The sequence below is a fragment of the Paenibacillus tengchongensis genome, from assembly GCF_008973665.1.
In the GTDB taxonomy this organism is placed as follows: Bacteria; Bacillota; Bacilli; order Paenibacillales; family Paenibacillaceae; genus Paenibacillus_AQ; species Paenibacillus_AQ tengchongensis.
In genome coordinates, this window is the sequence record NZ_WACP01000002.1 from 319,823 (window position 1) to 345,017 (window position 25,195).

Sequence of the window (25,195 nt, forward strand, 5' to 3'; positions counted from 1 at the left end):
GCTCAAGCTGCTGCAATGCACTAACTAACTTGCGAGTAAGAGCTGGGAATGGAGGCGCATACCGTCCTTAGATTTGGCTTGGACAAGCTATAAGCCTCAAGTAATTCAAGCAAATTTTAGTTGAAATACTCCAGTACCCCGTGGACCAGCTCGTAGCTGACGATGCGCTCGCCGTTGCCCCGCTGAGCTGGCCGGAGCCAGCCTTTGGCGCATAATTCGCGAAGAGTGCGGACTGCCGGCTTATAGTCGATGGAGAAATGCTGCTTAACGTCTATGGGCCGGATCGGCCGTGCCAGCCGGACAGCAAGACGGATCGTCTCTTGTTCCATCAATAAGGCCTGCGAAACGGGGGCGCGCGAGGGCTCATACCGACTCATCACCATACGTAGCAAATGGATGCACTGCTCCGGTTGCTGTTCCACATCATCGTAGGCAAAGGATATTACTTGATAACCCATAGCGTACAGGAACGTCTCGCGGTTCAACTCATTGCTGAACTTCCGCCGGTCCATATCGCGCACATGCGAGGAGAAGCCTTTAATTTCAATAAGAAGCCTGGTGTAGCCTGGGAGCCAGGCGAAGTCGGCAAAATAAGATCTTCCCCGCCAATCAGCCACCTCATACTCGGGGTGAAGCCCGTCAAAATGCCCCTGAAGCGGCCACCAGACATTGCGCAGAAAAAGTGTCTCCGCATGGCGGTGTCCCCGCACTAATCGGTCCTGCCGCTCCCCGGCGGCTCTTGCGGCAATATGCCGCGAGATAAATTGTTCATGTGCAGCCTCAAACAGCAGTGTAATCCCCTCCCGGAAAATAGAAAACGTCCCGGTTCCCCTCTTACCTAAGGGAGACCGGGACGTTCCTCGTCACACGATACATACAGTATATACCAAAGCCATAGGGATAACCAGCACTAACGCCATGGCCGGTGTTCGGGGCAGAAATCTCCGGATAGATACGCTCTAAATCTTCTGGATTAGTCCGGTTACAGCGGGTCAGATAGAAACCTAACTCCATATTCCAGGATGCGAAAATTAATAATATGCAATAGGCCAAAAGACGTCTGTGTGCGAAATAAATCGTGCGTATACGCTCTTTTATTTTTAGGGCGGCAAATGGCATCCGGCGGGCGGAACGGTTTGTCATGAAGTCGTATTTATGGATGGATACAGGGGCGATCAGGGCATACTACAAACTGTGAGTATGGCCTGGAAAGCGCGTAGCGACGGGCTTTCTCCGTTATTCCAGCAAGCTCTTAAATGTTGTCAACAATGTTCATGACGAAAGCGTGTTTTCAATTCCGTGACACTGAAAGCGCTTTGAACTACTATGTAGCCATAGGGACGATATTCCTAAGTAAGCCTTAATGCAAGGGCTTTAGAATAATATTTTTAAGGGGGCATTTGTAATGGCCACAACGGCTACAAAGGGCGCAACACAACCTTCCACCGGCGGCGCCCGGGTAAAGGTTCAACAATTCGGCCGGCTGCTGAGCGGCATGGTTATGCCGAACATCGGCGCATTTATCGCATGGGGCTTGATTACTGCATTGTTCATTCCGACGGGCTGGTTCCCGAATGCGGACTTTGCAACGCTGGTAGATCCGATGATCAAATACCTGCTGCCGCTCCTGATCGGTTACACCGGCGGCACCATGGTACACGGCAAGCGCGGCGGCGTTATTGCCGCAATCGTAACGATGGGCGTGATTATCGGTGCAGATCAGCCGATGTTCCTTGGCGCCATGCTCGTCGGACCGCTGTCCGGCTGGGTCATCAAGCAGTTTGACCGCGCTGTAGACGGCAAAATCAGAGCCGGCTTCGAAATGCTGGTCAACAACTTCTCGATCGGGATTCTTGGCGGCGCGCTGGCGCTCATAGGCTATAAAGGCATCGGCCCGCTGATGCAAGGCATCACTAACGTCCTCTCGAACGGCGTTGAATTCCTGATCAACCACAACCTGCTTCCGCTGGTCAACATCATCATCGAACCGGCAAAGGTTCTGTTCCTGAACAACGCAATTAATCACGGAATCATGAGCCCGATCGCTATCGAGCAGGCGCTGGAGCACGGCAAATCGATTCTGTTCATGCTCGAATCGAACCCCGGTCCCGGCCTTGGAATCCTGCTGGCTTACTGGCTGTTCGGTAAAGGCTCCGCTAAAGCTTCGGCACCAGGCGCCGTTATCATCCACTTCGTAGGCGGTATCCATGAAATTTACTTCCCATATGTGCTGATGAATCCCCGCCTGATCCTGGCGGTGATCGGCGGCGGCGTTTCCGGTACGTTCGTGTTCAACCTGATGGGAGCAGGTCTGACCGCTTCCCCATCGCCTGGTTCCATCATCGCTTACCTGGCAATGACGCCTAAGGGCGGATACATTCCGGTATTGGCCGGGGTCATCGTAGCTGCCGCTGTATCGTTCGCACTGGCCGCGCTGCTGCTGAAGACTTCCAAACAGGCGGATGAAGAAATGGATCTGGAAGAAGCGACGGCAAAGGTGAAAGACATGAAGGCAGCAGGCAACGTTCCGGCTGCAGCCGCTAATGCAGTAGTTGCCAATGTCCGCAACAAGGACGAAGTGAAGAAAATCGTCTTCGCCTGCGATGCAGGCATGGGCTCCAGCGCCATGGGTGCTTCGGTTCTGCGCAAGAAGCTGCAGGGGGCCGGCGTCAACATCACGGTTATCAATTCGGCGGTCAGTGAAATCCCGGCCGATGCCGACATTGTTGTCACCCAGAAGACGCTGACGGACCGGGCGATGAAGACCAATCCGAATGCCGAGCATATCTCCATCGACAACTTCTTGAAGAGTCCGAAATATGACGAGCTCGTTGAACGTCTGCGCTGATTTCTAAAATAAGAACTAAATAGTCCCACATTACAGAGATACGTTGGCTGCATTAGCAGCCAGCGTTTCTCCCGATTAAGGCGAGGGCTTATTTCATGAGAAAAATGACCGCAAGGCAGCGGCAGGTCATTTCGCTGCTCGTTTCCAGCGAAGGAGAGATGACAGCTGCTGAAATTGCCGGAAGCGTCGGTGTCAGCGTCAGAACCGTCCATCGCGAAATGGAGGAAATCGAACGCATTCTGCAGTCCTTTGGTCTTCTGCTCAGCCGTAAATCGGGTAAGGGTATCCAGCTTGGGGGGCCGGCGGAAGGGATAGAGGAGCTGCGGCGCTTTCTCCGCGAGGCCAAGCCGGCCGAATACTCCGGAGAAGAGCGTAAAGTGATGGAGCTGTGCCGGCTGCTGGAGGCTGAGGAACCGGTCAAACTGTTTGCGTTGTCCCATTCACTGAAAGTTACCGCGGCTACCATCAGCTATGATCTCGATGAGCTGGAGCCTTGGCTGCGGAAGTTCAGCCTCCGGCTGATCCGGCGCAGGGGCTACGGGGTGGAGATCGAGGGCAGCGAATTCGATAAGCGGCGGGCACTCAGCCGGCTGGCAGCCGAGCATCTGGACCAGTCTGATCTCGTCGGCTACGGTGTCCATACCGAAAGCAACCCGATGTTCGCCAAGCTGCTCACCGCTGTCGGCCAGGACCGGCTGATTGAAATTGAGAATACCTTCTGGGATATGGAATGGGGCTGGACGCTGGAGCTTCCGGAGATTGTCTACATGGAGCTGCTGATTGGCCTTGCCATCGCCGTAAGGCGGGTGGAGATCGGCCGGGGCATCGACAGTGTTGACAGTGCCGGGTATTCGCGTAAATCGGAGCACCGGAATATCCCCGGCGCCGAACAGTTTATCGCCAGGCTGGAGGAGGAGCTCAAGATCCGCTTCCCTAAGGCGGAAATTCTGCATATCGCCGGTCTGTTCGACCGGGCGCAGGATTCCTTCTCTTCAGCTGACTCTGCTTACGGCGATATTGGACTGATGGAGCTGGTGTACCGGCTCACGGAGAATGTAATCAGACGGACCGGGCTGCCGTTCCAGAGCGACCGCACCCTGCGTGAAGGACTGCTGGAGCATATGGAACCGGCGCTGCGGCGCATCCGGGAGGGAACCCGGATCCGCAATCCGCTGCTGAATCCGATCCGCAGAGATTACGAGGAGCTGTTCCAGATTATCCGCCTGTCGGTGGAGGAGTTGGAGCTGGATTTGTCCATTCCGGATGAGGAAATCGGCTTCCTGGTCATGCATTTCGGGGCCTCGCTGGAGCGGCTGAATCAGCTGAAGCGCAAGGTGCGTGCCATTCTGGTCTGCTCCAGCGGCCTTAGCTCCTCCAGACTGCTGGCGATAAGGCTGAGCAAGGAGCTGCCGCAGATTGAAATTCTCGGCAATGCTTCCTGGTATGAAGCCGCACGTATGCCGGAATCGGAATATGACCTGATCATTTCGACGATCGACCTGCCGCTGCCGCGGGACCGCTATATCCGGATCAGTCCGCTGTTGACGCCGGAGGAAACTGTACGGCTGTTGGACTATATCCAGAACACAACGCTGCGCGAGCAGCCGGGCGGTGCAGCGGGCGAGAACGGCGGTGCAAGTCCGGCGGACCGTGCGCTGGAGCGGCTGCTCAGCTATAAAGGGCTGCTGGACGAGATCATCGGCCTGATGGAGCGATTCCGTTACCATCCGCTGGACAATACCGGCCTTCCCCTGGCGGTCATGCTGCGGTCCATGCTCGATCAACTGGAAGCGGGTATCATCGATGACAACGATCTGATGGTAGAGCGCCTGCTGGAGCGCGAGCGGCTTGGCAGCCAGGTGATACCCGACACCGGCCTTGCGCTGTTCCATGCGCGCAGCAGCCATGTCCGGGAATCGTCGCTGACGCTCTACCGGCTGCGCAGTCCCGTGATGCTCGAGGGCGAGCAGGAGGTAAGCGTCATCCTGCTCATGCTGGCGCCGCGCAAGCTGGCGAAGGAGAGCCTGGAGGTGCTCAGCGAGATCAGCTCCATGCTGCTTAATACTGAACTGGTAGAACTGCTGCAAGAGAAGACGGAGGAAGAGATACGGGCCTTTTTATCGGCCGAATTGCTCCGTTTCTTTGAGAATAAAAGATAGAGAGGAAGAGACCCTATGAGTATTTTGACAGAGAACAATGTGATAATGAACGCTGCGGCGAAAGACAAATTTGAGGCAATTACCATTGCCGGACGCATTCTGGTCGAAGCAGGCCATGTAACCGAGGAGTATGTCTCCAAGATGCTGGAGCGCGAGGAGGTAGTCTCAACCTATATGGGCGGGGGGCTGGCCATTCCGCACGGTACCAAAGACGGCAAGCAATATATCCGTTCGACAGGTCTGTCCATTGTCCGTTTTCCGGAAGGTGTCGATTTCGGCGGGGATGAGCCGGCTTTCGTAGTCATCGGTATTGCGGCTGCCGGCAACGATCATATGGAGATTCTGACGAATGTCGCCATGATCTTCACGGAAGACGACGCCATCGAGAAGGTGATGAATGCGGCAACGCCTGCTGAATTGATTGCGATTTTTGAAGGAGGACTGTAAATCATGAAGAAGGCAGTCCACTTCGGAGCGGGCAATATCGGACGCGGATTCATCGGCCTGCTGCTGTCGCATTCCGGTTATCAGGTGGTGTTTGCCGATGTCAATGAGAAGGTTGTCGGGGAGCTGCGTGAACGCGGCGAATATCCGGTAACCCTGGCAAGCGAAGGCGCGGAAACTGTAATTGTAGGTAATGTTACGGCGCTCAGCAGCGCGGCACAGGCCGAAGAGCTGGTGGACGCGATTGCCGCAGCCGATCTGGTGACGACCGCCGTCGGCGTAACCGTGCTGAAATTCATCGCCGGTGCCGTAGCGGAGGGTATCAAGAAGCGGCTCGCTTCCTCGGAAGCGCCGCTGCACGTCATTGCCTGCGAGAACGCCATCGGCGGCAGCGCCCAGCTCAAGGAGCTGGTGTATGCACAGCTGGATGAAGCTACCCGCGAGAAAGCGGACCGTATTGTGGCCTTCCCGAACGCCGCAGTGGACCGAATTGTTCCGCTGCAGCAGCATGAAGATCCGCTCAAAGTGGTCGTAGAGCCTTTCTATGAGTGGGTGGTCGATGCGTCCCAGATGCTGCCGGGTTATGAGCCGGTGGAAGGTGTGCATTATGTCGAGAACCTGGAGCCGTACATCGAGCGCAAGCTGTTCACCGTAAACACCGGCCACTGCTCGGCGGCGTATCTGGGGTATCTGGAGGGCTATGAGACCATTCAGCAGGCCATGGCCGATGAAAGCGTAACGGCAAAGGTCCGCGAGGTGCTGGAAGAGACAGGGGCAATGCTGGTGAAGAAGCATGGCTTCGATGCCGGAGAGCACGGTAAATATATCGATAAAATCCTTGAGCGTTTCCGCAATCCGGCGCTGACCGACGAAGTCAGCCGGGTCGGCCGGTCGCCGATCCGCAAGCTGTCCCCGAACGACCGTCTCGTGTCGCCCGCGCTGCAAGCCTGGAAGCTTGGCCTAAGCTACGATGCGCTTGCCCGTTCGATGGCGGCGGCGCTGCTGTTCAAGGCAGAGGGCGATCCGGAGGTCGATGAGCTGCAGGCCGCCCTGAATATCACAGGCGTCTCCGGGACGTTGGCCAAGTACACCGGCCTTGGCGCTGAACATATCATCCATCAAGCGGTGCTGAAGCATTACGAAGCACTGAAATAATTTACGGCAGCAGCGAGTGCAAAGCCCGCAGGTGACGTAGCACAAAGAGGCGTCCGCGAAGGAACGCCTCTTTTGTGTTATTTGAACATATAGAATCTATAAGTTTTCGGGGTCCCCGCAACGTACTTGAGCCAGCTTCCGTGAAGGCCTCACTTTGTGGGGTTATTTGATGCCGAGCCGCATCCGGTAGCCGAGCAGCATCGGCAAGGTCCGTCCGGCAAAATGGGATTCCACCAACCCGGCGAACTCCGCGATTTCCTGTTCCAGAAGGTCCGGAGCCAGCTTCAGCACCGTCTGCAGGCCGCCCTGGCTCAGCGCAAGGCCGGTGAAGCGATCGGCATCGCAGCTTTCGGTATGATGGAACACAATCTCCCGGGCATAGGAGAAATGCCCGCTTTCCCGGATTTGCGACAGATGGCCTTCCTTGCTCCATTTACTGGCCTGCTCCTCCTCCGGCTGCAATGATTGCAGCAGCCGGTCGGCGAGGCCGACCAATCGGTTGTAGGCGGCTTCGACCTGCGGGTGAACCACCGGCGGCCAGTCGCAATCATAGGCTGCGAACACGCCGCCCTCCCGCAGGCAGCGGGCGAACTCCTGAAGTGTACTGCCCGGCTCCATCCAATGAAACGACTGCGAGCAGGTGATGATGTCCAGCGAGCCGGCGGCGAAGGGCAGGCTGTTCGAATAGCCCTGCACAAAGGTTACGGTGCTTGATCCGGCGGGGAGACCGCTCAGCTTCTCCAGCGCTTTCCCCAGCATGTCGGGATTCGGCTCCACGCCGTAAACGGTATCTGCGGCCCTGCTCCAGATCAGGGTCGACAGCCCGGTTCCGCAGCCGACGTCGGCTACCAGGGCAGGGCGGCCGCCGAGGTACTGGCTCAGCAGCTCAGCTACAAGCGGCGGCGCCTCCGGACGGAAGCGGTCATAGGTATCCTGAAATCCCAGGAAACGGTCGATGTTTTCTTTACGGTTGCCTTCAGGAATCAAAGAAATCTCCTCCTTGGGGGAATGAATTTACCGCAGCAGCGCTAAATCGAATTCGGGGACAAGCCCTTCTGCCGCAGCCCGTCCAAGCAGGGCGGATATCGCAGCATATCCGTCTTCGCCGAGATCCATCGTAAAATCATTGACGTAGAGGCCGATATGCGATTTCGCAACCTCGGGCGACAGCTCCTGGGCATGGCCCATCACAAACTCCCGGCTGTCTTCCGGGTGATCCCAGGCATGGCGCAGCGAAGCGCGGATCCACCCGGCGATGGCGTCTCCGTCCAGCTCCCTGCGGGCAATGATCGCCCCGAGGGGAATCGGCAGGCCGGTATCCTCCTCCCACCAGCTGCCGAGATCGGCCAGCAGCTCGAGACCGTAGGACGGGTAGGTGAACCGGGCCTCGTGGATCACGAGGCCGGCGTCGATCTTGCCGTCACGGACGGCAGGCATAATCTCGTCGAACGGCATCACGACGATCTCAGCCGGGCCTCCCGGCACACGCTGCGCCGCCCACAGACGGAAGAGCAGATACGCGGTCGAGCGCTCGCTCGGCACCGCAATCCGGCGTCCGGCGAGCGAACCCGGATGCAGCGGCGCTCCATCCTGCTTGCGGGCCAGCACCAGCGGTCCGCAGCCGCGGCCGAGCGCACCGCCGCAAGGCAGCAGCTTGTAGCGGTCCAGCACCCAGGGCAGCGCGGCGTAGGAGATTTTGAGTACCTCCGGGCCGGTGCCGCCCGCGGCGAGGCCGTTGGTGATATCGATATCGGCAAAGGTGACCTTCAGCTTAGGCGCATCCGGCACCAGACCGTGCGCCCAGGCGTGAAATACAAAGGTATCGTTCGGGCAAGGGGAAAAGGCTATATTCAGTTCGTTATGCATTACAGCACCTCCAGCAGTATCGCGGCGGCCTTGGACAGCATGTCCAGGGCTTCGCCGATCTTCCAGGCGGAACGGTCGCGGGGACCGACCGGGTTCGAGACCGCGCGCAGCTCCAGCACCGGGAGCCCGCGTGCTTCGGCGGCCACGGCGACCCCGTGGCCTTCCATCGCTTCCGCAGCGGCACCGGGATGCCGCGCGAGCAGGGCGGCGGCCGTCTCTGCGGTGCCGGTCGCCGTCGACACCGTCAGCACGGGTCCCGTGCTGACGGCCAGGCCGGCCGCGGCCAGCGCGGCCGTTAGCGCCGCCGCTTGCGCAGGCGCGGCGGGCACCAGCACGCGGCCGAAGCCGAGCTCGGCCGCGCTGCGGAAGCCCTCGGGGGTTTCCGCCCCGAGGTCGGCGGCGATCAGCTCGCTGGCGACCACCAGCGAGCCGACGGGGGCGCGGCCGGGGAAGCCGCCGCCGATGCCGGCGCTGACGACGCAGCCGAAGCGGCCGCCCGCCAGCATCGCCGCGGTTCCCGCGGCAGCAGCGGCGGTGCCGGCCCCCGCCGCGATCACCTCGAAGCGGCGGGCGCTGCCGCCGAGGCCGCGCAGGATGGCGTCGCGCTCCGCCTCGACCGCGGTCACGATGAGCACGCGCGGCGCAGCGGAGCCGTTGCCGGACTGTAAGGCAACCGGGGATAAAGGTTCTTGATTCGTCATGATGGCAACAGCCTCCAGGCAGATATGATTTTAGGGGATGCAGATATTGACTATAGTAAAGCCAGGACTGCTGTTATTAGTAAGGTCAGGGGTGATTGCAGCGAGGGCTGCCACCAGTTGAACCTCATGGTGATAATCGGCCGGGAAGATGCCGCTACAACCGCAAAGCTAAAAGCAGCTTCTTATATAATACAAAAAGTCTACGCTGATTTCAGAAACAGGTCAAATGTGCTGCAAAAGAGGATTCCAGACATAAGTGTTGACAAACCGGATATGAGGGTTTATATTTATCTTAACTTAAAGATAATTAACTTAAAGACAATTCTTGATTCAGGAGGTATTGACCATGAGCGAGAATAGCGGAACTACTGGAGAGACAGTGCATCTTCCCGACCAGGATGAAGCGATGTCGCTGAAGCTGTTTGTCGTTCTGTCCAAGGCCTACCGCAGTCTGATGGACCAGGCGGTCAAGGATATGAAGAGCCACGGCCTGGGCTCAGCCGAGTTCATGGTGCTTGAGGTGCTGTATCACCGAACCCGGATTCCGCTGCAGCAGATCGGTGAGAAGGTCCTGATCACCAGCGGCAGCATCACTTACAACATTGACAAGCTGGAGAAGCGGGGGCTGCTGAAGCGCGTACCGTGCGACGATGACCGGCGGGTAACCTATGCCGAGATTACCGAGGCGGGCCGCGAGCTGTTCGATGATATTTTTCCCAAGCATGTATCGACCATTCACAGCATGACGGGCGGGCTGAACGGGGAAGAGAAGCGGCTGGCGACCGAGCTGTTGAAGAAGCTGGGCAAGGGCGTATAGCAGCGGGGGCGATAACTTAGGCTGGATCGTCCCCGGCGCGCCTTGCCGAAGCAAGGAATGTAGGACACAGATTTTTTTGCCAAATATCTTAAGGTTAAGATAATTAAATCAAAAGGAATGGAGTGGATAAAAAATGGTTAGTGTAGGGTTATTATTGATGAGGCTCGTGATCGGCATCGCTTTTATCGGGCATGGCGCGCAGAAGTTGTTTGGCTGGTTCGGGGGCTACGGCCCGAAGGGGACCGGCGGCTGGATGGAATCCATCGGCATCAAACCGGGCGTTGCTATGGCGGTGGCTGCCGGTGTGCTTGAGCTGGTCGGCGGCCTGATGTTCACGCTGGGGCTGCTCACACCGCTTGCCGCGCTGCTGATTGCCGGAGCCATGCTGGGGGCGATGATCAAAGTGCATGCACCTAACGGATTCTGGTCGACCAATAACGGCATTGAGTTCCCGCTGACGCTGCTTGTAGTCGCCGTCGGTGTGGCGCTGGCCGGCCCCGGTGCCATCTCACTGGATGCGGTGCTGTTTAACTGATGAACTGAGCTACTGCGATTTCAAACCAATTTCGGGAGGTTATTATAATGACTATGCAAACAGCAGGAATTCACCATATTACCGCTTTTGTCGGGGATGCGCAGCGCAATGCCGATTTCTATGCCGGGATTCTCGGGCTGCGGCTCGTAAAAAAGACGATCAACTTCGACGCCCCGGAGGTCTACCACCTCTATTTCGGCAATGAAGCCGGTGCGCCGGGTACGATCATTACATTCTTTCCCTTCGCGATGGGACGCAAAGGCCAGATCGGCGGCGGCCAGGTCGGAATCACCACTTATGTCGTGCCCGCCGGTTCGCTCGGCTTCTGGGAGCAGCGGCTGGCCGCCTATGATATTCCGGTGACCAAGGTTACCCGGATCGGGGAAGACTACTTGTCCTTTGCCGATTATGACGGCCTGCGGATTGAGCTGGTCGAACGCGCAGAAGGTACTCCGAGCGCCTGGTCCTTCGGCGGCGTACCGGTGGAGCATGCGATTAAAGGCTTTGGGGGCGCGGTGCTGTACAGTACCGATCCGGAGCATACCGCAGATACACTCACCCGGACACTGGGGCTGCAAAAGATTGCCGAGGGCAATGGATATATCCGCTACCGCTCCACGGCGGACATCGGCAACATTATCGACCTGAAGGCTGAGCCGGTGCCGCACGGCCACGGCGGGAAAGGCACTGTGCATCACATCGCCTGGCGCGCCAAGGATGATGCCGAGCAGCTTGAATGGGGCCGGCGGGTAGAGAGCCACGGCTACCAGCCGACTCCGGTTCAGGACCGTCAATATTTCAACGCCATCTACTTCCGGGAAACCGGCGGCATTTTGTTCGAGATCGCTACGGATCCTCCAGGCTTTGCCCGCGACGAAGCGCCGGATGCCCTGGGAGAAGAGCTGAAGCTGCCGGCATGGTACGAACCGCACCGGGCGGCCATTGAAGCCAATCTGGAGCCGTTTGAAATCCGCGAGATCGGGGGGAAGCAGGGATGATCCACGTATACCATCAAGGAACGGACCCGAGTCAGCCGACGCTGGTGCTGTTTCACGGCACCGGCGGCAATGAGCATGATCTGCTGCCGCTGGCCGAGCTGCTGTCACCCGGCTCTTCGGTGCTCGGTATCCGCGGCAATGTCAGAGAGAATGGCATGCCGCGCTATTTCCGGCGGCTGGCTGAAGGCGTCTTTGACGAGGAGGATCTGATCTTCCGCACGCATGAGCTGAAGCAGTTCCTGGAACAGGCGGCGGCGCAGTATGGCTTCGACTCCGCCAATCTGGCCGCTGTCGGCTACTCGAACGGCGCCAACATCGCCGGCAGCCTGCTCTTCCATTACGGCGGGGTCTTCCGCTACGCGGTGCTGCTGCATCCGATGGTGCCGCTGCGCGGCCTGACGCTTCCCTCCTTGCAGGAAGTCTCCGTCTTCATCGGGGCGGGCACCAACGATCCGCTGATCCGGGCGGAGGAGACGCAGGAGCTGCAGGCGCTGCTGGAAGGCGCCGGTGCGGAAGTTACGGCGCACTGGGGCAATCAGGGGCACCGGCTGAGCGCAGCCGAGGCAGAAGCCGCCCGCGACTGGCTGCGCCGGGCAGCCAGTCAAGCCTAAAACAGACTAAGACCTCTTTAGCCAGCCGTTTATACGGCCGGGTAAGGGGGTCTTTTTTACTGCTGCTGGGTATGCATCCCGGGCAACGAAGGGACAGTATGCTCCCCTCCCGGCAGTAGAGCGGACTATTGCCAGAGAGCTTTCAGCAAACTTTCAGCGCATTTTAACGTTCGCTTAGGCTGAAAGGATTATAGTGAGAGAGGAAAGGAGGGACTTGCATGAATATTTCATCTGCCACCTCGGCAGCGTCCACTTCATATACCTCTTCCAGCACGTCGGATACAGCGGCGCTGGAGAAGCAGAAGGCGAAGCTTCAAGCCGAGCTGGAGAAGCTCGAGAGCAGCAAGGACGACGAAAAAACAAAGGAAACCAAGACGAAGCAGCTTGAGCAGCAAATCAAGCAAATTGAAGCGCAAATCGCCCAAAAGCAACAGAGCGGCGCTTCTGCCGTCTCTGCCGCCTCCGGTCCTTCCGGTGCCGGAGCGCCGCCGGAGAAGCCGGCCGGCGGCCAGGCGCTCGCTGCAGCAAGCGCGCAGCAAATTGCCGCTGCCACTACGGACAGCGCAGGCAGATTCGACATCCGGATATAGCTCCGGGCTTTCCTGCTATATAGTAAAGAGAGAGGCGCCTTTGCCGTGGGGCGGCTCTCTCTTTGTTATAGTGAAATTCTGTTGACCACGGATGCTGTTCCTCCCATGATTTGCTCAATATCACATATTTTTAAAACCACTTATGCTTTGATTAACATAACGCAGCCCCCGCATACACACCCATCCGGTATCCCACCTTCAAAGTGAAGGAGGTTAATCTATGACCCGTCAAACCGCTTCACCCCTGCGAACCGGTCAGGAAGAGCAGGCCGCGCCGGCACGCAAACTGCTGGAGCTGCCTCTCTCTTATATCCGGTTCCTGGCAGGGATGTTTATTTCCAGATTGGGGGATTCTTTGTTCACCTTTGCTATCCCATGGATCTCTTACGAATTAACACACTCAAGTATTGTTATGGGCTCTATGTATGCGGTAAGCGTCTTGCCGATCGTTCTGTTTGGCCCGGTCGCAGGAAGCTTGGTGGACCGTTGGGACCGGAAACAGCTGATGATCGTTACTGACATTTCCAGGGCATTGCTGGTCGCTTTGATTCCCCTGCTGCATACCGCGGGCCTGCTTCAGCTCTGGCATCTGTATGCAATCTCTTTCGTGCTCACCATTCTGTCTCTGATGTTCGATGTGTCGGTCGTGGCCATTATTCCGCAGCTTGTGCCTGCGCAGCTGACGAGAGCCAACGCTTCTTACCAGCTGACAGGCCAAATTGCAGAGCTGACGGGACCGCTGCTTGCCGGAGTTATTATCGCTTGGACCGGAGGCTTCAATACGCTCTGGCTGGATGCGGTATCCTTCGGGGGTACGCTCATTGTGCTCATGTTAATGCCGGGTCTGGGCAGCCCCCGCCCGGCGGCCGGCATGAGGAGCATATTCAGCGATATTGGAGAAGGGTTTAAGTGGCTGGTGCGCTCAAAGATTAATTTGTCCTTCTCGTTCCAGGCGATGATCGGCAATTTCGGTTACAGTGCCGCCTTTGGCGTATTAATGTTCTATCTGCTGAACACTTTGCATTTGGACACCCGGCAGAGCAGCCTTAATTATACCTTACTGGGCTTCGGCGGTATTATCGGCAGCCTTTTGGCTGTTCCGCTGGAGAGACGGTTCCGCCGGGGCCTGCTGATTCCCCTCCTGCTCGGATTGGGAACTGCGGGTTTCAGTTTTGCGGCGGTCAGTGACTTCTGGCTGGCACCCGGCATTGCCTTTCTGGCGGTGACTGCCTGTAACGTGGCATGGAATACCATTGTAACCTCCGTGCGGCAAGAGACGATCCCGCAGGATATGATCGGACGTGTGCTCGGCTTCTCGAGAGTGCTTACCCGATTGGCCATGCCTGTCGGGGCAATGACCGGGGCCGCCCTGTCGGAATGGGCCGATCCCCGCGCGGTCTTCGCCGTAGCTGCCGCCGCCAAATTGCTGGAGGTTATTATAGCCCTGGCGACACCGATCCGTAAGCTGTAGGCTGTCTGCCGTTACGGCTCCACCAATAGCCGGTTGGCCTATTTTCATTTTCCGCTGGAACAAGAGGGTTAAGAAATTTAAGTCCGTCCGCCGCTTCCGCTGACCGGATTTAAGTTTTTTAAATGGACTGGCCCATAATCTTAAAAAAATGAGTACTTAATTGGACTATATTTTCTTTTTTTATACATATCGTATAATTTTCAAAAAAGGAGTGAATCGCATGGATGACATCGACCTGCAAATCCTGGAACTGCTGAAGCGCAACAGCCGGATGACCAGCTCCGATATCGCCAAAATCATTCATCTTTCGGTGCCTTCCATTGCGGAGAGGATCCGGAAGCTGGAAAGAAACGGGATCATTCATCAGTTCACAGTCAAACTGGACCGCAAGGCTATGGGGCAGAGCTGTGTGGTCTATATGTTCGTGCAGCTCCACGGATCGGCCGAAACCCAAGGTTTCCGGGAGGCCATGATTCAATCGCCGGAGGTGCTGGAGTGCCATCATATTTCAGGGGAATATGACTATCTGCTGAAAGTGGCGCTGGCTGATTTATCCGGGGTGGAAGGGTTTATTACGCATACGCTTAAAGCCCGGCACAACGTTGTCCGGTCCAACACGTTCTTCATCTTATCTACACAGAAAGAGGAATAGAGCAGAGGAGTGATTCGCATGCCGTGGGAGTGGATGGCGAAAGGGATGCTGCTGGGGCTCTCCATTGCGGCGCCCGTTGGTCCCATCAGTATACTGTGCATCAGGAAGACTATTGCCGGAGGATTTAGAACCGGATTGTCCAGCGGGCTCGGCGCCGCGACTGCAGACGCCGTATACGGCACTGTGGCAGGGCTCGGGCTGTCCGCTTTGACCGCAGCTTTATTGGATTACAGCTTGGCGCTGCAGGTGCTTGGCGGATTGTTTATTTGTTACTTGGGCCTTAAATCGCTGTTATTGGTGCCTGATAAGGAAGACGCCCAGCGCGCACAGCCCGCTCCTCCCGCAAGCGCGCTGAGATCCTACACGATGACGTTTCTGCTGACGCTGTCGAACCCGATGACGATCCTCTTTTTTCTGGGCGTATTCGGGGCCTCGGGTATCCTGTTGTCGCATACCGGCAATAACATACCGTTTCTGGTCGGTGGCGTATTCCTCGGTTCGGCGGCATGGTGGATTCTCCTGGCGGGAGCGGCTGCTCTGTTCCGGAGCAAGCTGCTTCAAGGGCGCTATAGGCTTATCATATTTAACAAGCTGTCCGGTGTGGTTCTGCTGACATTCGGCGTAGTTGCCCTTGTGAAATCCGCAGCTTCGTTTATCTGAAGGTCAGGCGTGAGGCTGCTGCATGCTCAGGCTATCCGGGAGCACCACCACAGACTGGCTGCGGCCAGCAGAACGGCAAGCAAGGCAGCGGTATCCCGGCTGCGCCACTGCAGCTGAATAGCTGCACTGCGCGGCTTGTCCGGATCGTACCCGCGCGACTCCACGGCGGTGGAGAGCTCATCGCCCATTCCGATGACCATAATCAGCAGGGGGACCATCAGCATGGCGATTTGCCGGGGGCTCCAGCGTCCGCGTCTGCGTCCGCTTCCGCTGCGCGATTTCAGGGCAAGCTGCAGCCGGGCCAGCCGGTCAAGAATCCAGGGGACAAACTGCAGGGTTACAGTTACGGCCAGTGACCAGCTGCGGGTACGGATGCCCAGCTTCCGCAGCGGGGCTATCGCCCACTCCAGCCCTTCCCGCAGCGGCGCTCCGGTGGTCGTCTCCGTGAACAGGAAGCCCAGCGACAGCAGCAGCAGAAATTTCAGCACGCTTAAGCCGCCGCGTTTGAGCGCCTCCATACTGAAGCCCAGCGGCCCCCAGGCAACATCGGGCGCTCTCCACTCCAGCCCGGAGACGGCCCAGATGAACAGGAACATGAGCAGGAACGGGCGGAAGAAGCGCAGTACACGTCTGCGGGAAATGCCTGCGGAGAGAAGCAGCAGGGCGACCAGTGCCGCTGCCAGCAGCAGCGGGAGCAGTGTCTTCATGCCCAGCAGGGTTAAGGAGCCGAGCGCCATCCCCAGCCATTTGACCCGGGGGTCGAGTCCCCGCCAGCCTGGCATTGCCGGTGTATCCGGAGGCTCCGGTGCGGCGGCGGTGTCCGGCAGGGGTACCGCCGCCGCTGCTGGAGCAGAAGCCGGCCGGAGGCCCTCCCCCGCCGGAACCGGCAGGGGCTGCGCGGCCAGACCGGCCAGCAGCTCCCCGATATGCCCGGGCATCCGCTCCAGCAGCCCGCGCTGCGTCAGCCGCTGTCCAATCCGTGCCCAGGCCGGCGGCGCAAGTCCCGCTGCCTCTAACAAGCGGAAGTCAGCGAGCAGCGGCGCGGCGGGGCCGTCATAATGGACAGCGCCCTGCTTCATCACGACCACTTTGTCGGCCAGATGCAGGAAGCTGTCCAGATCATGGGTAGAGACAATGAGCGTGACGCCGCTTCCGCGCAGCTCCTGTATCAGCTGGAGCAGAGCCTGCGCCGCCTGCGGGTCAAGCCCCGCCGTCGGCTCGTCCAGCAGCAGAAGGCCGGGCGAGACGGCGAGCGCACAGGCAATGCAGAGACGGCGCTGCTCGCCGCCGCTGAGCAGAAAGGGGGAGCGTTCGGCGAACGTCCCGTAAGGCAGGCCCGCCTGGTCCAGGGCAGCGGCGATCAGGTCTTTCCGCTGATCCTTGGGCACATGATGCTGGCGTAGCCCGTACTCCACCTCCTGCTGCACACTACCCGTGAAGATTTGCGTCTCCGGCTGCTGGAACACAAGGGCAGCGGTGTCCGGCGAAGCTGCTCCCCGGGTGACGGTGCCCGCAGCAGGCTCGGTAAGCCCTGCCATGAGCCGCAGCAGCGTGGATTTGCCGCTGCCGGTCATTCCGCAGAGCACCGTTAATGTGCCGCCGGGAATGTGCAGGCTGACATCGCGAAGAACCGGACGGCCTGTCCCGTATTGATAGTAGAGATGTTCGGCCCGCACACTCATAGGATGTCCTCCAGATCACGCTCGGTCAGCGGCAGCAGGTGTAGAGGCCAGCCCTGCGCCTGCAGCAGGCGGCCGATCTGCACAGCGGCCGGCGGTTCCCAGGCCAGCTGCCCGGGCAGGCCGGAGCTGTAGAAGAGCGTCCGCGGATCGCCGTCATAGAGCAGCCTGCCGCTCTGCATAACGGCGATGCGCGGGCTTTCCGCCAGCTCGTCCATCCGCTGGGTGACCCACAGCACGCCCATTCCGCCAAGCCACAGCTGGCGGGCGAACTGCAGAATCCCGCTGCGTCCCGCCGGGTCCAGCATCGATGTAGCTTCATCGAAGATGAGCATCTCCGGCTCCAGCGCCAGGCAGCAGGCTACGGCCAACCGCTGGCGCTCCCCGCCGGAGAGGGAGGATACGGCGTCTCCGGCTTTATGGGACAATCCCACCTGTGCCAGTATCCCGTCAATGCGCCGCTTCATTTCCCCGTGCGGCACTCCGCGGTTCTCCAGTCCGAAGGCGACGTCCTCGTAGGGGGTTGCGCCAACCGTCTGCGCTTCCGGATTCTGGAACACCAGCTGAATCCGGCGCTTGACTGCGCTGCGGTTCCCGGGAGAGCGCATGTCCAGTCCTGCAACGCTCAGGCTGCCGCGCTCCGGCAGGTTCAGGCCGTTGAAGGTACGGACTAACGACGATTTACCGCAGCCGTTGGGGCCTGTGAGCGCCAGCCATTCTCCCCGCCCGATATGTATCGATATGTCCTTCAGCACCGGCAGCCTGCGCTGGCCGTCCCGGTGGGATAAGGATAAATGCTCCGCTCTGATCATTAGTCCGTGCCTGCTTTCCCGACTTCAAGTCTTCCATAATGCTCTTGATTATAGCAAGAACTAACGATTGATGCATCCGGGAGGGGATGGTATAGTGGTCCAAGAAAGATCAGGAGCCTGGTTGAAATGAAGAATGCAGGTGCGGGAGGTTACGGAAACGATGAACCGATGGACGACACGGGGTGTAATTTTCAGCGCTTTGTTCGCCGGAATTATGATTGCCTTGAGCTATTTCAAAATCGCACTGCCCATCTCCACTGTACCGGTTACGCTCCAGACGCTGGCTGTGATGCTGGCCGGCTCCGTACTCGGGGCGCGGTACGGCATGCTGGCCGTGCTGATCGTTGTCGGCTTATGCGCAGCGGGCTTTCCGGTGCTCGGCGGCAGCGGCGGCATTGCCATGCTCTCCGGGTATACGGCGGGTTACATTCTCTCCTGGCCGTTCGCGGCACTGCTGATCGGGCTGTTCGCACAGCGGATCGGCGGCAAGCATATTTTCGTCAAGCTGCTCACCGTCAATTTTGTGTTTGGCGCCTTGTTTGTCTATCCCGGCGGCGTATGGTGGCTGGCCCATTCGATGGGAATCGGTTCGCTTGGCCAGGCCTTGACGGCGGGGATGTGGCCTTTCCTGCCCGGAGATCTGCTGAAGTCGGTATTATGCGCGGCTGTAGTGACTGCGGTATGGAAGGTCTATCCGATCGAGCGGATTTTGCGCAGCGGGCGTAACTCCTGGAGCGAAGAAGAAGGCTCCGGAGTGCAGTACTGAGGTTTGCAGCTAACAGAAGCTGTGCAGCACAAGAGGAGAACCCGCGGCCTGATGGCCGCGGGTTCTCCTCTTGCCGCATCAGCGGATGTATTATTCTTCTTCCCCGGCATCGGGTAATGTCCATACGGACACACTGCCCCCGTTAACCGGGAATACCGCCCAGCCGTCCTCGCCGATAACGATCTCCTCGCCGCGATTGCCGGTAATATCCTGCCAGCCCTCACCGGCCCGCTCCTCGCCGACGAACATCCGTTTCCCGCCCTCATCGCCGTTGGAGGCGACCACGGCACAGCCCGAGCCGGGGAATTCCTCCACGCCGCGCCGCACCCACCCGATGGTATTCGGATGATCGAAGTAGTCGTCCTGCTGGCCATAGGCTTTGTGATAACGGGCATACAGCAGCGGGTCGATGGCCGCCTGCTTGCCTTCCACCGGCACCGGGCCGCCGATGCCGTAATAATCTCCGTAGAAAACCACGGGATAGCCGTCGCGGCGGAGCAGAATCAGCGCATAGGCGATTTGCTTGAACCAGTCGCCGACCCACGATTCCAGCGCCTCATGAGGCTGAGAGTCATGGTTGTCTACAAAGGTAACGGCATTGAGGGGATGGGTCTGCACCAGCGTATCGTCAAAAATCCGGGTCAGATCAAAGCTTGCACCCTCCAGCGACGCCGCATAGAACTTGTAATGCAGCGAGACATCGAAGAGATCGATCTGATAATCGACGGTGTTCAGGAACTCACGGCAGGCTTCCAGATTCGAGTTCCAGAATTCGCCGACAATGTAGAAATCCTCGCCGCGTTTGCGGGTCATTTCGGCGGCGAACTCTTTGATGAATTCGTGGTTGATGTGCTTGATGGCATCCAGCCGGTAGCCGCTGCACTGCAGCGTATCGACCAGCCATTTGCCCCATTCGATCATCTCCCGCTTGACCTCTTCCTGGCTGTAATCGATGTTGGCAAACATCAGGTAATCATAATTGCCGAACTCATCGTCCACATTCTGGTTCCAGGCCTTGTTCTCCCCGGCGATCCGGAAGACGCCGGTCCGCTCTTCTCTGGCATCATAATCGGTGCCGTTAAAATGGGTATGGTCCCACTGGAAAGCGGAGTACTCTCCTCCCCGTCCCGGGAAGGTGAATTTGGTCCATCCCTCAATTTCAAAGGGCTCGGAGATTTCCTTGTTGCGGTCATTGGGGTCCACCTCAATGACCTGGAACGCTTCGGTTTCGTCAGCCCCCGCCTTATGGTTCATGACGAGATCGACATACACGGCGACACCGTTCTTCATACATTCGGCAATCGCTTCGACCAGCTCTTCCTTCGTCCCGTACTTCGTGCGCACAGCGCCTTTCTGGTCGAATTCGCCCAGGTCGTACAGGTCGTATACCCCATATCCCGTATCCTCGGGATTAATGGCCTTGGTGACGGGCGGAATCCATACGGAATCGATATAAGCCGCCTTCAGCTCCGGCGCCATCTCGCGCAGCCGCTGCCAGTGCTTTCCGTCCGGAGCAACATGCCACTCAAAGAATTGCATCATCGTATGATTCCTTTTCATGCCTTGCCCTCCACTCTGTTTAAAATAGGTCCAATTGGAGCGGTGCCAGACCACCCTCGATATTCAGCATGGACATCAGCTCTTTGGCGTTGTCCGTAGCGTCTCCGCCGGAATTGTTGTTAAAGACGACGTAAAGCTCGCGGCAGCTCTTCTGCAGCTCCAGCAGGCGGTCCCGCCATTCAGCCAGCTCCGCGGTGCTGTAGCGGTACAGATACCGGAGCCCCCGCCAGTTCGGATCGCTGCTCTGGTTCCAGCCTCCGGCATTGCGGCCGTGCAGCCGCACATAGGTCATGTCCGGGTGCGTGGCCACCGGCACGACCGGAATGGAGCCGCTGCCCGCCTGGGGCTCATCCGCGACGGTGTGAATCCAGCCCTCTGCCGCCAGAAACTGCAGGGTCCGCTCGCGCATCCCGCCGTCGTACCAGGACTGGTTGCGGAATTCTACAGCCGACGGAACGCCGCGCAGCCGTTCTTTCGTCTCGCGCAGCAGGTCTACGTTATCGCGGGTGCAGTCGAACCAGGGCGGGTATTGGAAGAGGACCATAGCGAGCTTTCCCGCAGACTGCAGCGGCCCGATGGAGGTATGGAATGCCTGGTACATTTCCTCCGGAGTGTCATAGTAGTTTTTTTTGCCCCGTAAATGTCCGGTCATGCCCTGGTAAGCCTTAACGATAAAACGGAAATCGTCCGGTGTCTGGGATGCCCATTTGGCATAATTGCGGACCGGCTGGACCGCATAGAAGGAGCTGTCGATTTCCACAATGGGAAAATGGGCGCTATATGTAGGCAGGCGTTCAGCCGGTTTGATTTTGCCGTACAGTTCCTCGTGGTCTCCGAAGCCGGTCAGCCCGATCTTGATCATAGAAGCACCTTCCTTTCCTTTGCAGGGCTCACGGCGGTTATCCATCAGATAACACATATATAAACTGAAAAGCCGTGCCGGCAAACAAGGGGGGTGTACCGTTTCTGAAATTAAAGGCAAAATGGAAGAGAATGCAATCCATAGGAGGGCGGACGATCCGTTACACCTGTATGGGTGCTTTATCACCAAAAGCAGGCGGGGATATACTTCATGAACGAAGGGATTTGAGAAATATGGAGCATCGGTTTGAACAGCTTACCCCGCATATTCTCCTGATGCATGCGGAGCATGACACGGACCGGCCTGTGCTGGCTGCGATCGGGGGCAGGCAGCGTACGCTGCTGATGGACGGAGGCAATTCACCGTCCCACGCCAGGCTGTTCCAGAAAGAGCTGGCCGGACGCGGCCTGCGGCAGCCTGATCTGATGGCGCTGACCCATTGGCACTGGGACCATTCCTTCGGCATAGCCGCATGGAATGTGCCGGTGCTGGCCCATAGGGAGGCGGCGGACACGCTCGCGGGGCTGGCCGGCCTGGACTGGTCGGATGAGTGCCTGCAGCGTCTGGTGGAGGCGCAGACGATCAGCGAAGCCAGCGCGGAGCATATCCGGCTGGAGTATGGAGACAAACGGGATATCCGGATTCTGCCGCCGGATATTGTATTCACCGGCAGGCTGACGGTTCAGCTGGGCGGCGTGACCTGCGAGCTGGTGCATGTGGACAGCGACCATTCGCCGGATTCCTGCATCCTCTACGTCCGGGAGGACAGGACGCTGTTCCTTGGCGATGCGCTGGGGCCGGCGGTCTACGGCGGACCGCGGCGTTATAACGGCGCCCGGTTCCTGCGTCTGCTGGAGACCGTATACGGCTACGATGCGGATTGGTTCGTGGAATCGCATGGGGTGCCGATGAGCCGCAGCGAGTTTATGGCGGATCTGGCTCCGTGGGCGCAGCTTGCCCGGCTGGCCGGAAGCTGCGGGTCCGACCGTCAGGCAATCATTGCCGGAATGAAGACCTATTTGGACGTAGAGGAGCTGCCGGCCGATTTGCTGGCGGGTGTGGAGGAATTTATTGCCGGTGCCGGGGATTAATACTCGCACCTGTTCACAGCTGACCAAATAGCCCTGCCTCTCCCGGATAAGGGGGAAGCAGGGCTGTTTAAGTTGCTTTGGGCGAAATTTTGTGCGGATGGCGGAAGTCTATCCGTTGTTGGTGAAATGAACGATGGCATCGCCTTTGTACAGGTGAACCGCGTTGCGCCCGTTCCGCTTCGAACTGTAAAGCGCATGGTCCGCCTCGGACAGCAGCTCTTCGAGGGACGTATCGGCACGCCGTGCCTCGACGACTCCGAAGCTGGCGGTAACTTGAATGGCGCCGGACATGGTGTAGAGCTGGCTGCGCTCAATGCCCTGACGGATGGTCTCGGCAAGCATGGCCGCTTCCTTCAAGGCGATCCGCGGCAGACAGATTACAAATTCCTCCCCGCCGTAACGGCCGAAGATGTCCTCCCCGCGCAAATGCCGGCCGCATACGGCGGCGATGTGCTGAAGCGCCTGATCCCCGTACTGATGCCCGTAGCGGTCGTTGATGCTCTTGAAAAAGTCGATATCCAGCAAAATGATGGACAGCGGGGCTTTGGACTCCTTGGCTTCCTCCAGCGCCCTGCGGCTGCATTCCAGGAAGTGGGTGCGGTTAGAGATCCCTGTCAGGCTGTCAATCGTGGCTAGCTGGAGCAGCTTCTCCTGCAGGAGCCTGCGCTCGGTCACGTCGATCAGCACGATCATCCGGCCGGAATAGACTCCGGTATGCTTCTGCACCGGCGAAGATCTGACCTGGTAATAATAAATCTCTTCACCCCGGTACCAGGCCAGCTCGCGCTCGCCGCTGACCAGCGGATCGGAGTTCATCACGTATTCCACAGCTTCGGCGCCGGCGGGCAGAAACAGCTGTGCCAGCGGCCGGCCGATGGCCGAAGAGTCAAGCCCCTCCAGCATTTCGGTTGCCGCCCTGTTATAATCGACCAGCATATCGCCGCGGTCGGTGACGAGTACGCCGTCGCGCATGCTGGAGAACAGGTTCTCGCGGGCAATCGGGGCGGCGGTGAGCAGGCTGCGGGAGAGGATGGCCCAAATATAAAGCGTAGAAGTCACACTCATAATGACGGGTACGGGGTCCATCCCGTAGGGAGTGCTGTCGATCAGATAGAGGAAGGCGCCGAGTGCAGGAAGAAACTGTCCGATAAACAGGATGATCAGCTGCCGCAGGTAGCTCAGCTTAAGGCGGTTCCATTGCCAGAGTATAAGAACCATCCCGGCCAGCATGCAGCCGAAGGTCACGCTGCCCTGGATAATATACCAGGGGCCCATCACAATATCGACCAGCGGTGTCGGCGCGCCTTCCCGGAAGTGCATGGACTGATAATAGAGATGATGCAGGTCATTGGTCCATACCAGCAGCGTGGTGATACAGGGAATGGAATAGAGCACGGTCAGCAGCTTCCTGGTAACAAGCCTGTCCAGACCGACAAAGTACATAATCATAATCAGGCCGGAAGGGGCGATATAAGGCATCCCCAGATACTCCACCTTGATCCAGAAGCTGATTTCCTGCATGGTGCTGCCCGAAAGCTCCAGCGCGAAGCCGAAGGTATATACCGCCGAGGCAGCGGAGGTGATGATAAACGCCTTGATTCCGGAAAAATCGGTCTTTTTGTAATAGGCGAACAGTGCCAGCAGCGCATTGAGCACACCGGAGGTAGCGACGATCACAATATAATTGGAAATCAGTGAACTCATCGCGATAGCCCCCGTACCGGAGAAGCCGCCAAGGAAAAGCCCGGATGCCGGAACGGCGTTAATGGCTTTGAACCTTTAGTATAGGCATCGAACATCGGCGTTATAGTCTCCTATTTTTAGTAAGCGATTGATTAAATAGTATCACAAAATGCTATAGATAACATTCGGTATTCCATGGGCACACAAACCGATGGGTTATCTATTGTATCGGCATAGTGTACGAAGATTGACACCGGCAGCCGGCAGGCTAGACAAAATGACGGAATTTCCGGAATGCAATGTTACGATTTGTCTAATGAGTGTCTGTAAAGCACAGTGTAACATGTTAGTTAATCATACATCGGATAAGAATATCGGTGCTTAAGCGGTAAATTGTGTTATGTTATATAACATAAAATGAACCACACTTAAACAAAGGGGGAGCTGAACATGTCACTCTTAACGGCAGGCATGCCTGAGATTCAGCTGGACAATGTTGAGATGCGCTATCGTACGGAGGCGGCCGACGTGCTGGCGCTGCATCAGGTCACCCTTAATATTGCCAAAGGCGAATTCGTATCGCTCCTTGGGCCGTCCGGCTGCGGGAAGACAACGCTGCTGAGATTGATGGCGGATTTGCTGACGCCTACAGGCGGAAATGTAACGGTAGCCGGCAAAAGCGCCAAGGAAGCGAGGCTTGCCCGGAAATACGGCATCGTCTTTCAAAGCCCTGTTCTCTATGACTGGCGGAAAGTAAAACATAATATTACACTGCCGCTGGAGATGATGGGCGTCAAGAAGTCCGTCCGCGAGGAGAAAGCGCTGGAACTGCTGGAGCTGGTCGGACTGCAGGGCTTCGCGGACAAATATCCGTGGCAGCTCAGCGGGGGGATGCAGCAGCGGGTGGCCATCGCCCGGGCGCTCTCGATGGAGCCGGAAATCCTGCTGATGGATGAGCCCTTCTCTGCGCTGGATGAATTCACCCGCGAGCGGCTGAATGAAGAGTTGTTGTCCGTCTGGAGTAAAGTGCGCAGCACCATTGTGTTCGTGACGCACAGTATCCCGGAATCGATTTTTCTCTCCGACAGGGTGTTTGTCCTCTCGCCCCATCCGGGCCGGCTGTCGGCGGTCGTGGATATTCCGCTGCCCCGCCCGCGTACGTCCGGGATGCGGAACAGCCAGCAATTCTATGATCTCGTCTCCCGCATCCGCGGCAGCTTTGAAGGGGTGTAGCT

General features: G+C 58.2%; 25 protein-coding genes. 16 read left to right on the top strand and 9 right to left on the bottom strand.

The genetic code is table 11. The features are described from left to right. Positions 1-116: 116 nt before the first annotated feature. Positions 117-791, bottom strand: a complete 675-nt coding sequence (locus tag F1381_RS04310) for a DUF559 domain-containing protein (protein WP_151733590.1) — start codon at positions 789-791, stop codon at positions 117-119. Between the two features lie 614 nt (positions 792-1,405). Here F1381_RS04310 and F1381_RS04315 point away from each other — a divergent pair. From F1381_RS04315 to F1381_RS04330, 4 genes are all read left to right on the top strand, one after another. After that, on the top strand, positions 1,406-2,848 hold the full coding sequence (locus F1381_RS04315; RefSeq protein ID WP_151733591.1) for a PTS mannitol transporter subunit IIBC: 1,443 nt from the start codon (positions 1,406-1,408) through the stop codon (positions 2,846-2,848). A gap of 95 nt (positions 2,849-2,943) precedes the next feature. Continuing rightward, positions 2,944-5,007 (top strand): BglG family transcription antiterminator, encoded by a 2,064-nt coding sequence (locus tag F1381_RS04320; RefSeq protein ID WP_151733592.1) that lies wholly within the window; start codon positions 2,944-2,946, stop codon positions 5,005-5,007. A 15-nt stretch (positions 5,008-5,022) separates the two neighbouring features. Beyond that, the gene (locus F1381_RS04325) at positions 5,023-5,454 is read left to right on the top strand and encodes a PTS mannitol transporter subunit IIA (RefSeq protein ID WP_151733593.1); all 432 of its coding nucleotides are present in this window, start codon (positions 5,023-5,025) and stop codon (positions 5,452-5,454) included. 3 nt (positions 5,455-5,457) lie between these two features. Then, the gene (locus F1381_RS04330) at positions 5,458-6,606 is read left to right on the top strand and encodes a mannitol-1-phosphate 5-dehydrogenase (protein WP_151733594.1); all 1,149 of its coding nucleotides are present in this window, start codon (positions 5,458-5,460) and stop codon (positions 6,604-6,606) included. 162 nt (positions 6,607-6,768) lie between these two features. Here F1381_RS04330 and F1381_RS04335 read toward each other — a convergent pair whose 3' ends face one another. From F1381_RS04335 to F1381_RS04345, 3 genes are read right to left on the bottom strand one after another with little or no spacing between them, the layout of a single operon-like run. Then, positions 6,769-7,593: a class I SAM-dependent methyltransferase gene (locus F1381_RS04335; RefSeq protein ID WP_151733595.1), complete on the bottom strand. Its 825-nt coding sequence runs from the start codon at positions 7,591-7,593 to the stop codon at positions 6,769-6,771. A 27-nt stretch (positions 7,594-7,620) separates the two neighbouring features. Further along, positions 7,621-8,460 carry a 1,4-dihydroxy-6-naphtoate synthase gene (locus F1381_RS04340; RefSeq protein ID WP_151733857.1) on the bottom strand — a complete coding sequence of 280 codons (840 nt, stop codon included), beginning with the start codon at positions 8,458-8,460 and terminating at the stop codon, positions 7,621-7,623. Positions 8,461-8,471: 11 nt separating this feature from the next. Further along, positions 8,472-9,173, bottom strand: coding sequence for a futalosine hydrolase (locus F1381_RS04345; RefSeq protein ID WP_151733596.1), 702 nt, complete (start codon positions 9,171-9,173; stop codon positions 8,472-8,474). On the opposite strand from F1381_RS04345, the gene F1381_RS04350 reads away from it, so the two are divergent. From F1381_RS04350 to F1381_RS04390, 9 genes are all read left to right on the top strand, one after another. Continuing rightward, positions 9,162-9,533, top strand: coding sequence for a hypothetical protein (locus tag F1381_RS04350; RefSeq protein WP_151733597.1), 372 nt, complete (start codon positions 9,162-9,164; stop codon positions 9,531-9,533). The two genes, F1381_RS04345 and F1381_RS04350, sit on opposite strands and share 12 nt — an antisense overlap. Beyond that, a complete protein-coding gene (locus F1381_RS04355) occupies positions 9,520-9,990 on the top strand; it encodes a MarR family winged helix-turn-helix transcriptional regulator (protein ID WP_151733598.1) in 471 nt (156 codons plus the stop codon). Before F1381_RS04350 ends, F1381_RS04355 begins: the two co-directional genes overlap by 14 nt. A 133-nt stretch (positions 9,991-10,123) precedes the next feature. Continuing rightward, positions 10,124-10,525: a DoxX family protein gene (locus tag F1381_RS04360; RefSeq protein WP_151733599.1), complete on the top strand. Its 402-nt coding sequence runs from the start codon at positions 10,124-10,126 to the stop codon at positions 10,523-10,525. 47 nt (positions 10,526-10,572) lie between these two features. Then, the gene (locus F1381_RS04365) at positions 10,573-11,523 is read left to right on the top strand and encodes a ring-cleaving dioxygenase (protein ID WP_151733600.1); all 951 of its coding nucleotides are present in this window, start codon (positions 10,573-10,575) and stop codon (positions 11,521-11,523) included. Further along, complete coding sequence (locus F1381_RS04370; protein WP_151733601.1) at positions 11,520-12,134, top strand: alpha/beta hydrolase; 615 nt, start codon at positions 11,520-11,522, stop codon at positions 12,132-12,134. The genes F1381_RS04365 and F1381_RS04370 overlap by 4 nt, the downstream gene beginning before the upstream one ends. 218 nt (positions 12,135-12,352) lie before the next feature. Next, positions 12,353-12,724 (top strand): FlxA-like family protein, encoded by a 372-nt coding sequence (locus F1381_RS04375; RefSeq protein ID WP_151733602.1) that lies wholly within the window; start codon positions 12,353-12,355, stop codon positions 12,722-12,724. A 220-nt stretch (positions 12,725-12,944) separates the two neighbouring features. Beyond that, positions 12,945-14,195, top strand: coding sequence for an MFS transporter (locus tag F1381_RS04380; protein ID WP_151733603.1), 1,251 nt, complete (start codon positions 12,945-12,947; stop codon positions 14,193-14,195). Positions 14,196-14,415: 220 nt separating this feature from the next. Next, positions 14,416-14,847, top strand: coding sequence for an Lrp/AsnC family transcriptional regulator (locus F1381_RS04385; RefSeq protein WP_151733604.1), 432 nt, complete (start codon positions 14,416-14,418; stop codon positions 14,845-14,847). An 18-nt stretch (positions 14,848-14,865) separates the two neighbouring features. Continuing rightward, entirely contained in the window at positions 14,866-15,507 is a 642-nt protein-coding gene (locus F1381_RS04390) for a LysE family translocator (RefSeq protein WP_151733605.1), read from the top strand. Positions 15,508-15,533: 26 nt separating this feature from the next. Here the strand turns inward: F1381_RS04390 and F1381_RS04395 are convergent, their stop codons facing one another. Next, positions 15,534-17,189 (bottom strand): ATP-binding cassette domain-containing protein, encoded by a 1,656-nt coding sequence (locus tag F1381_RS04395; protein WP_151733606.1) that lies wholly within the window; start codon positions 17,187-17,189, stop codon positions 15,534-15,536. Continuing rightward, positions 17,186-17,998: an ATP-binding cassette domain-containing protein gene (locus tag F1381_RS04400; RefSeq protein ID WP_151733607.1), complete on the bottom strand. Its 813-nt coding sequence runs from the start codon at positions 17,996-17,998 to the stop codon at positions 17,186-17,188. The genes F1381_RS04395 and F1381_RS04400 overlap by 4 nt, the downstream gene beginning before the upstream one ends. A gap of 160 nt (positions 17,999-18,158) precedes the next feature. On the opposite strand from F1381_RS04400, the gene F1381_RS04405 reads away from it, so the two are divergent. Beyond that, entirely contained in the window at positions 18,159-18,764 is a 606-nt protein-coding gene (locus F1381_RS04405) for a biotin transporter BioY (protein ID WP_151733608.1), read from the top strand. 90 nt (positions 18,765-18,854) lie between these two features. Here the strand turns inward: F1381_RS04405 and F1381_RS04410 are convergent, their stop codons facing one another. Together F1381_RS04410 and F1381_RS04415 are read right to left on the bottom strand one after the other, a co-directional pair. Beyond that, positions 18,855-20,324, bottom strand: coding sequence for an alpha-amylase (locus F1381_RS04410; protein ID WP_151733609.1), 1,470 nt, complete (start codon positions 20,322-20,324; stop codon positions 18,855-18,857). Positions 20,325-20,343: 19 nt separating this feature from the next. Continuing rightward, positions 20,344-21,186 (bottom strand): DUF72 domain-containing protein, encoded by an 843-nt coding sequence (locus F1381_RS04415; protein WP_151733610.1) that lies wholly within the window; start codon positions 21,184-21,186, stop codon positions 20,344-20,346. A 233-nt stretch (positions 21,187-21,419) separates the two neighbouring features. Here F1381_RS04415 and F1381_RS04420 point away from each other — a divergent pair, with 233 nt between their 5' ends. Continuing rightward, on the top strand, positions 21,420-22,277 hold the full coding sequence (locus tag F1381_RS04420) for an MBL fold metallo-hydrolase (protein WP_151733611.1): 858 nt from the start codon (positions 21,420-21,422) through the stop codon (positions 22,275-22,277). A 108-nt stretch (positions 22,278-22,385) separates the two neighbouring features. Here the strand turns inward: F1381_RS04420 and F1381_RS04425 are convergent, their stop codons facing one another. Further along, positions 22,386-23,981, bottom strand: a complete 1,596-nt coding sequence (locus F1381_RS04425) for a histidine kinase N-terminal 7TM domain-containing diguanylate cyclase (RefSeq protein ID WP_151733612.1) — start codon at positions 23,979-23,981, stop codon at positions 22,386-22,388. 429 nt (positions 23,982-24,410) lie between these two features. On the opposite strand from F1381_RS04425, the gene F1381_RS04430 reads away from it, so the two are divergent. Further along, positions 24,411-25,193 carry an ABC transporter ATP-binding protein gene (locus tag F1381_RS04430; RefSeq protein WP_151733613.1) on the top strand — a complete coding sequence of 261 codons (783 nt, stop codon included), beginning with the start codon at positions 24,411-24,413 and terminating at the stop codon, positions 25,191-25,193. Positions 25,194-25,195 lie beyond the last annotated feature (2 nt).

Bases quoted from the DNA above. Each gene is read 5' to 3' on its own strand.
- F1381_RS04395 (WP_151733606.1), bottom strand. From the start codon at position 17,189: ATGAGTGTGCGGGCCGAACATCTCTACTATCAATACGGGACAGGCCGT.
- F1381_RS04315 (WP_151733591.1), top strand. From the start codon at position 1,406: ATGGCCACAACGGCTACAAAGGGCGCAACACAACCTTCCACCGGCGGC.
- F1381_RS04330 (WP_151733594.1), top strand. From the start codon at position 5,458: ATGAAGAAGGCAGTCCACTTCGGAGCGGGCAATATCGGACGCGGATTC.
- F1381_RS04375 (WP_151733602.1), top strand. From the start codon at position 12,353: ATGAATATTTCATCTGCCACCTCGGCAGCGTCCACTTCATATACCTCT.
- F1381_RS04345 (WP_151733596.1), bottom strand. From the start codon at position 9,173: ATGACGAATCAAGAACCTTTATCCCCGGTTGCCTTACAGTCCGGCAAC.
- F1381_RS04415 (WP_151733610.1), bottom strand. From the start codon at position 21,186: ATGATCAAGATCGGGCTGACCGGCTTCGGAGACCACGAGGAACTGTAC.
- F1381_RS04320 (WP_151733592.1), top strand. From the start codon at position 2,944: ATGAGAAAAATGACCGCAAGGCAGCGGCAGGTCATTTCGCTGCTCGTT.
- F1381_RS04360 (WP_151733599.1), top strand. From the start codon at position 10,124: ATGGTTAGTGTAGGGTTATTATTGATGAGGCTCGTGATCGGCATCGCT.
- F1381_RS04370 (WP_151733601.1), top strand. From the start codon at position 11,520: ATGATCCACGTATACCATCAAGGAACGGACCCGAGTCAGCCGACGCTG.
- F1381_RS04420 (WP_151733611.1), top strand. From the start codon at position 21,420: ATGGAGCATCGGTTTGAACAGCTTACCCCGCATATTCTCCTGATGCAT.
- F1381_RS04355 (WP_151733598.1), top strand. From the start codon at position 9,520: ATGAGCGAGAATAGCGGAACTACTGGAGAGACAGTGCATCTTCCCGAC.
- F1381_RS04385 (WP_151733604.1), top strand. From the start codon at position 14,416: ATGGATGACATCGACCTGCAAATCCTGGAACTGCTGAAGCGCAACAGC.
- F1381_RS04430 (WP_151733613.1), top strand. From the start codon at position 24,411: ATGTCACTCTTAACGGCAGGCATGCCTGAGATTCAGCTGGACAATGTT.
- F1381_RS04405 (WP_151733608.1), top strand. From the start codon at position 18,159: ATGAACCGATGGACGACACGGGGTGTAATTTTCAGCGCTTTGTTCGCC.
- F1381_RS04380 (WP_151733603.1), top strand. From the start codon at position 12,945: ATGACCCGTCAAACCGCTTCACCCCTGCGAACCGGTCAGGAAGAGCAG.
- F1381_RS04390 (WP_151733605.1), top strand. From the start codon at position 14,866: ATGCCGTGGGAGTGGATGGCGAAAGGGATGCTGCTGGGGCTCTCCATT.
- F1381_RS04425 (WP_151733612.1), bottom strand. From the start codon at position 23,981: ATGAGTTCACTGATTTCCAATTATATTGTGATCGTCGCTACCTCCGGT.
- F1381_RS04410 (WP_151733609.1), bottom strand. From the start codon at position 20,324: ATGAAAAGGAATCATACGATGATGCAATTCTTTGAGTGGCATGTTGCT.
- F1381_RS04400 (WP_151733607.1), bottom strand. From the start codon at position 17,998: ATGATCAGAGCGGAGCATTTATCCTTATCCCACCGGGACGGCCAGCGC.
- F1381_RS04365 (WP_151733600.1), top strand. From the start codon at position 10,573: ATGACTATGCAAACAGCAGGAATTCACCATATTACCGCTTTTGTCGGG.
- F1381_RS04325 (WP_151733593.1), top strand. From the start codon at position 5,023: ATGAGTATTTTGACAGAGAACAATGTGATAATGAACGCTGCGGCGAAA.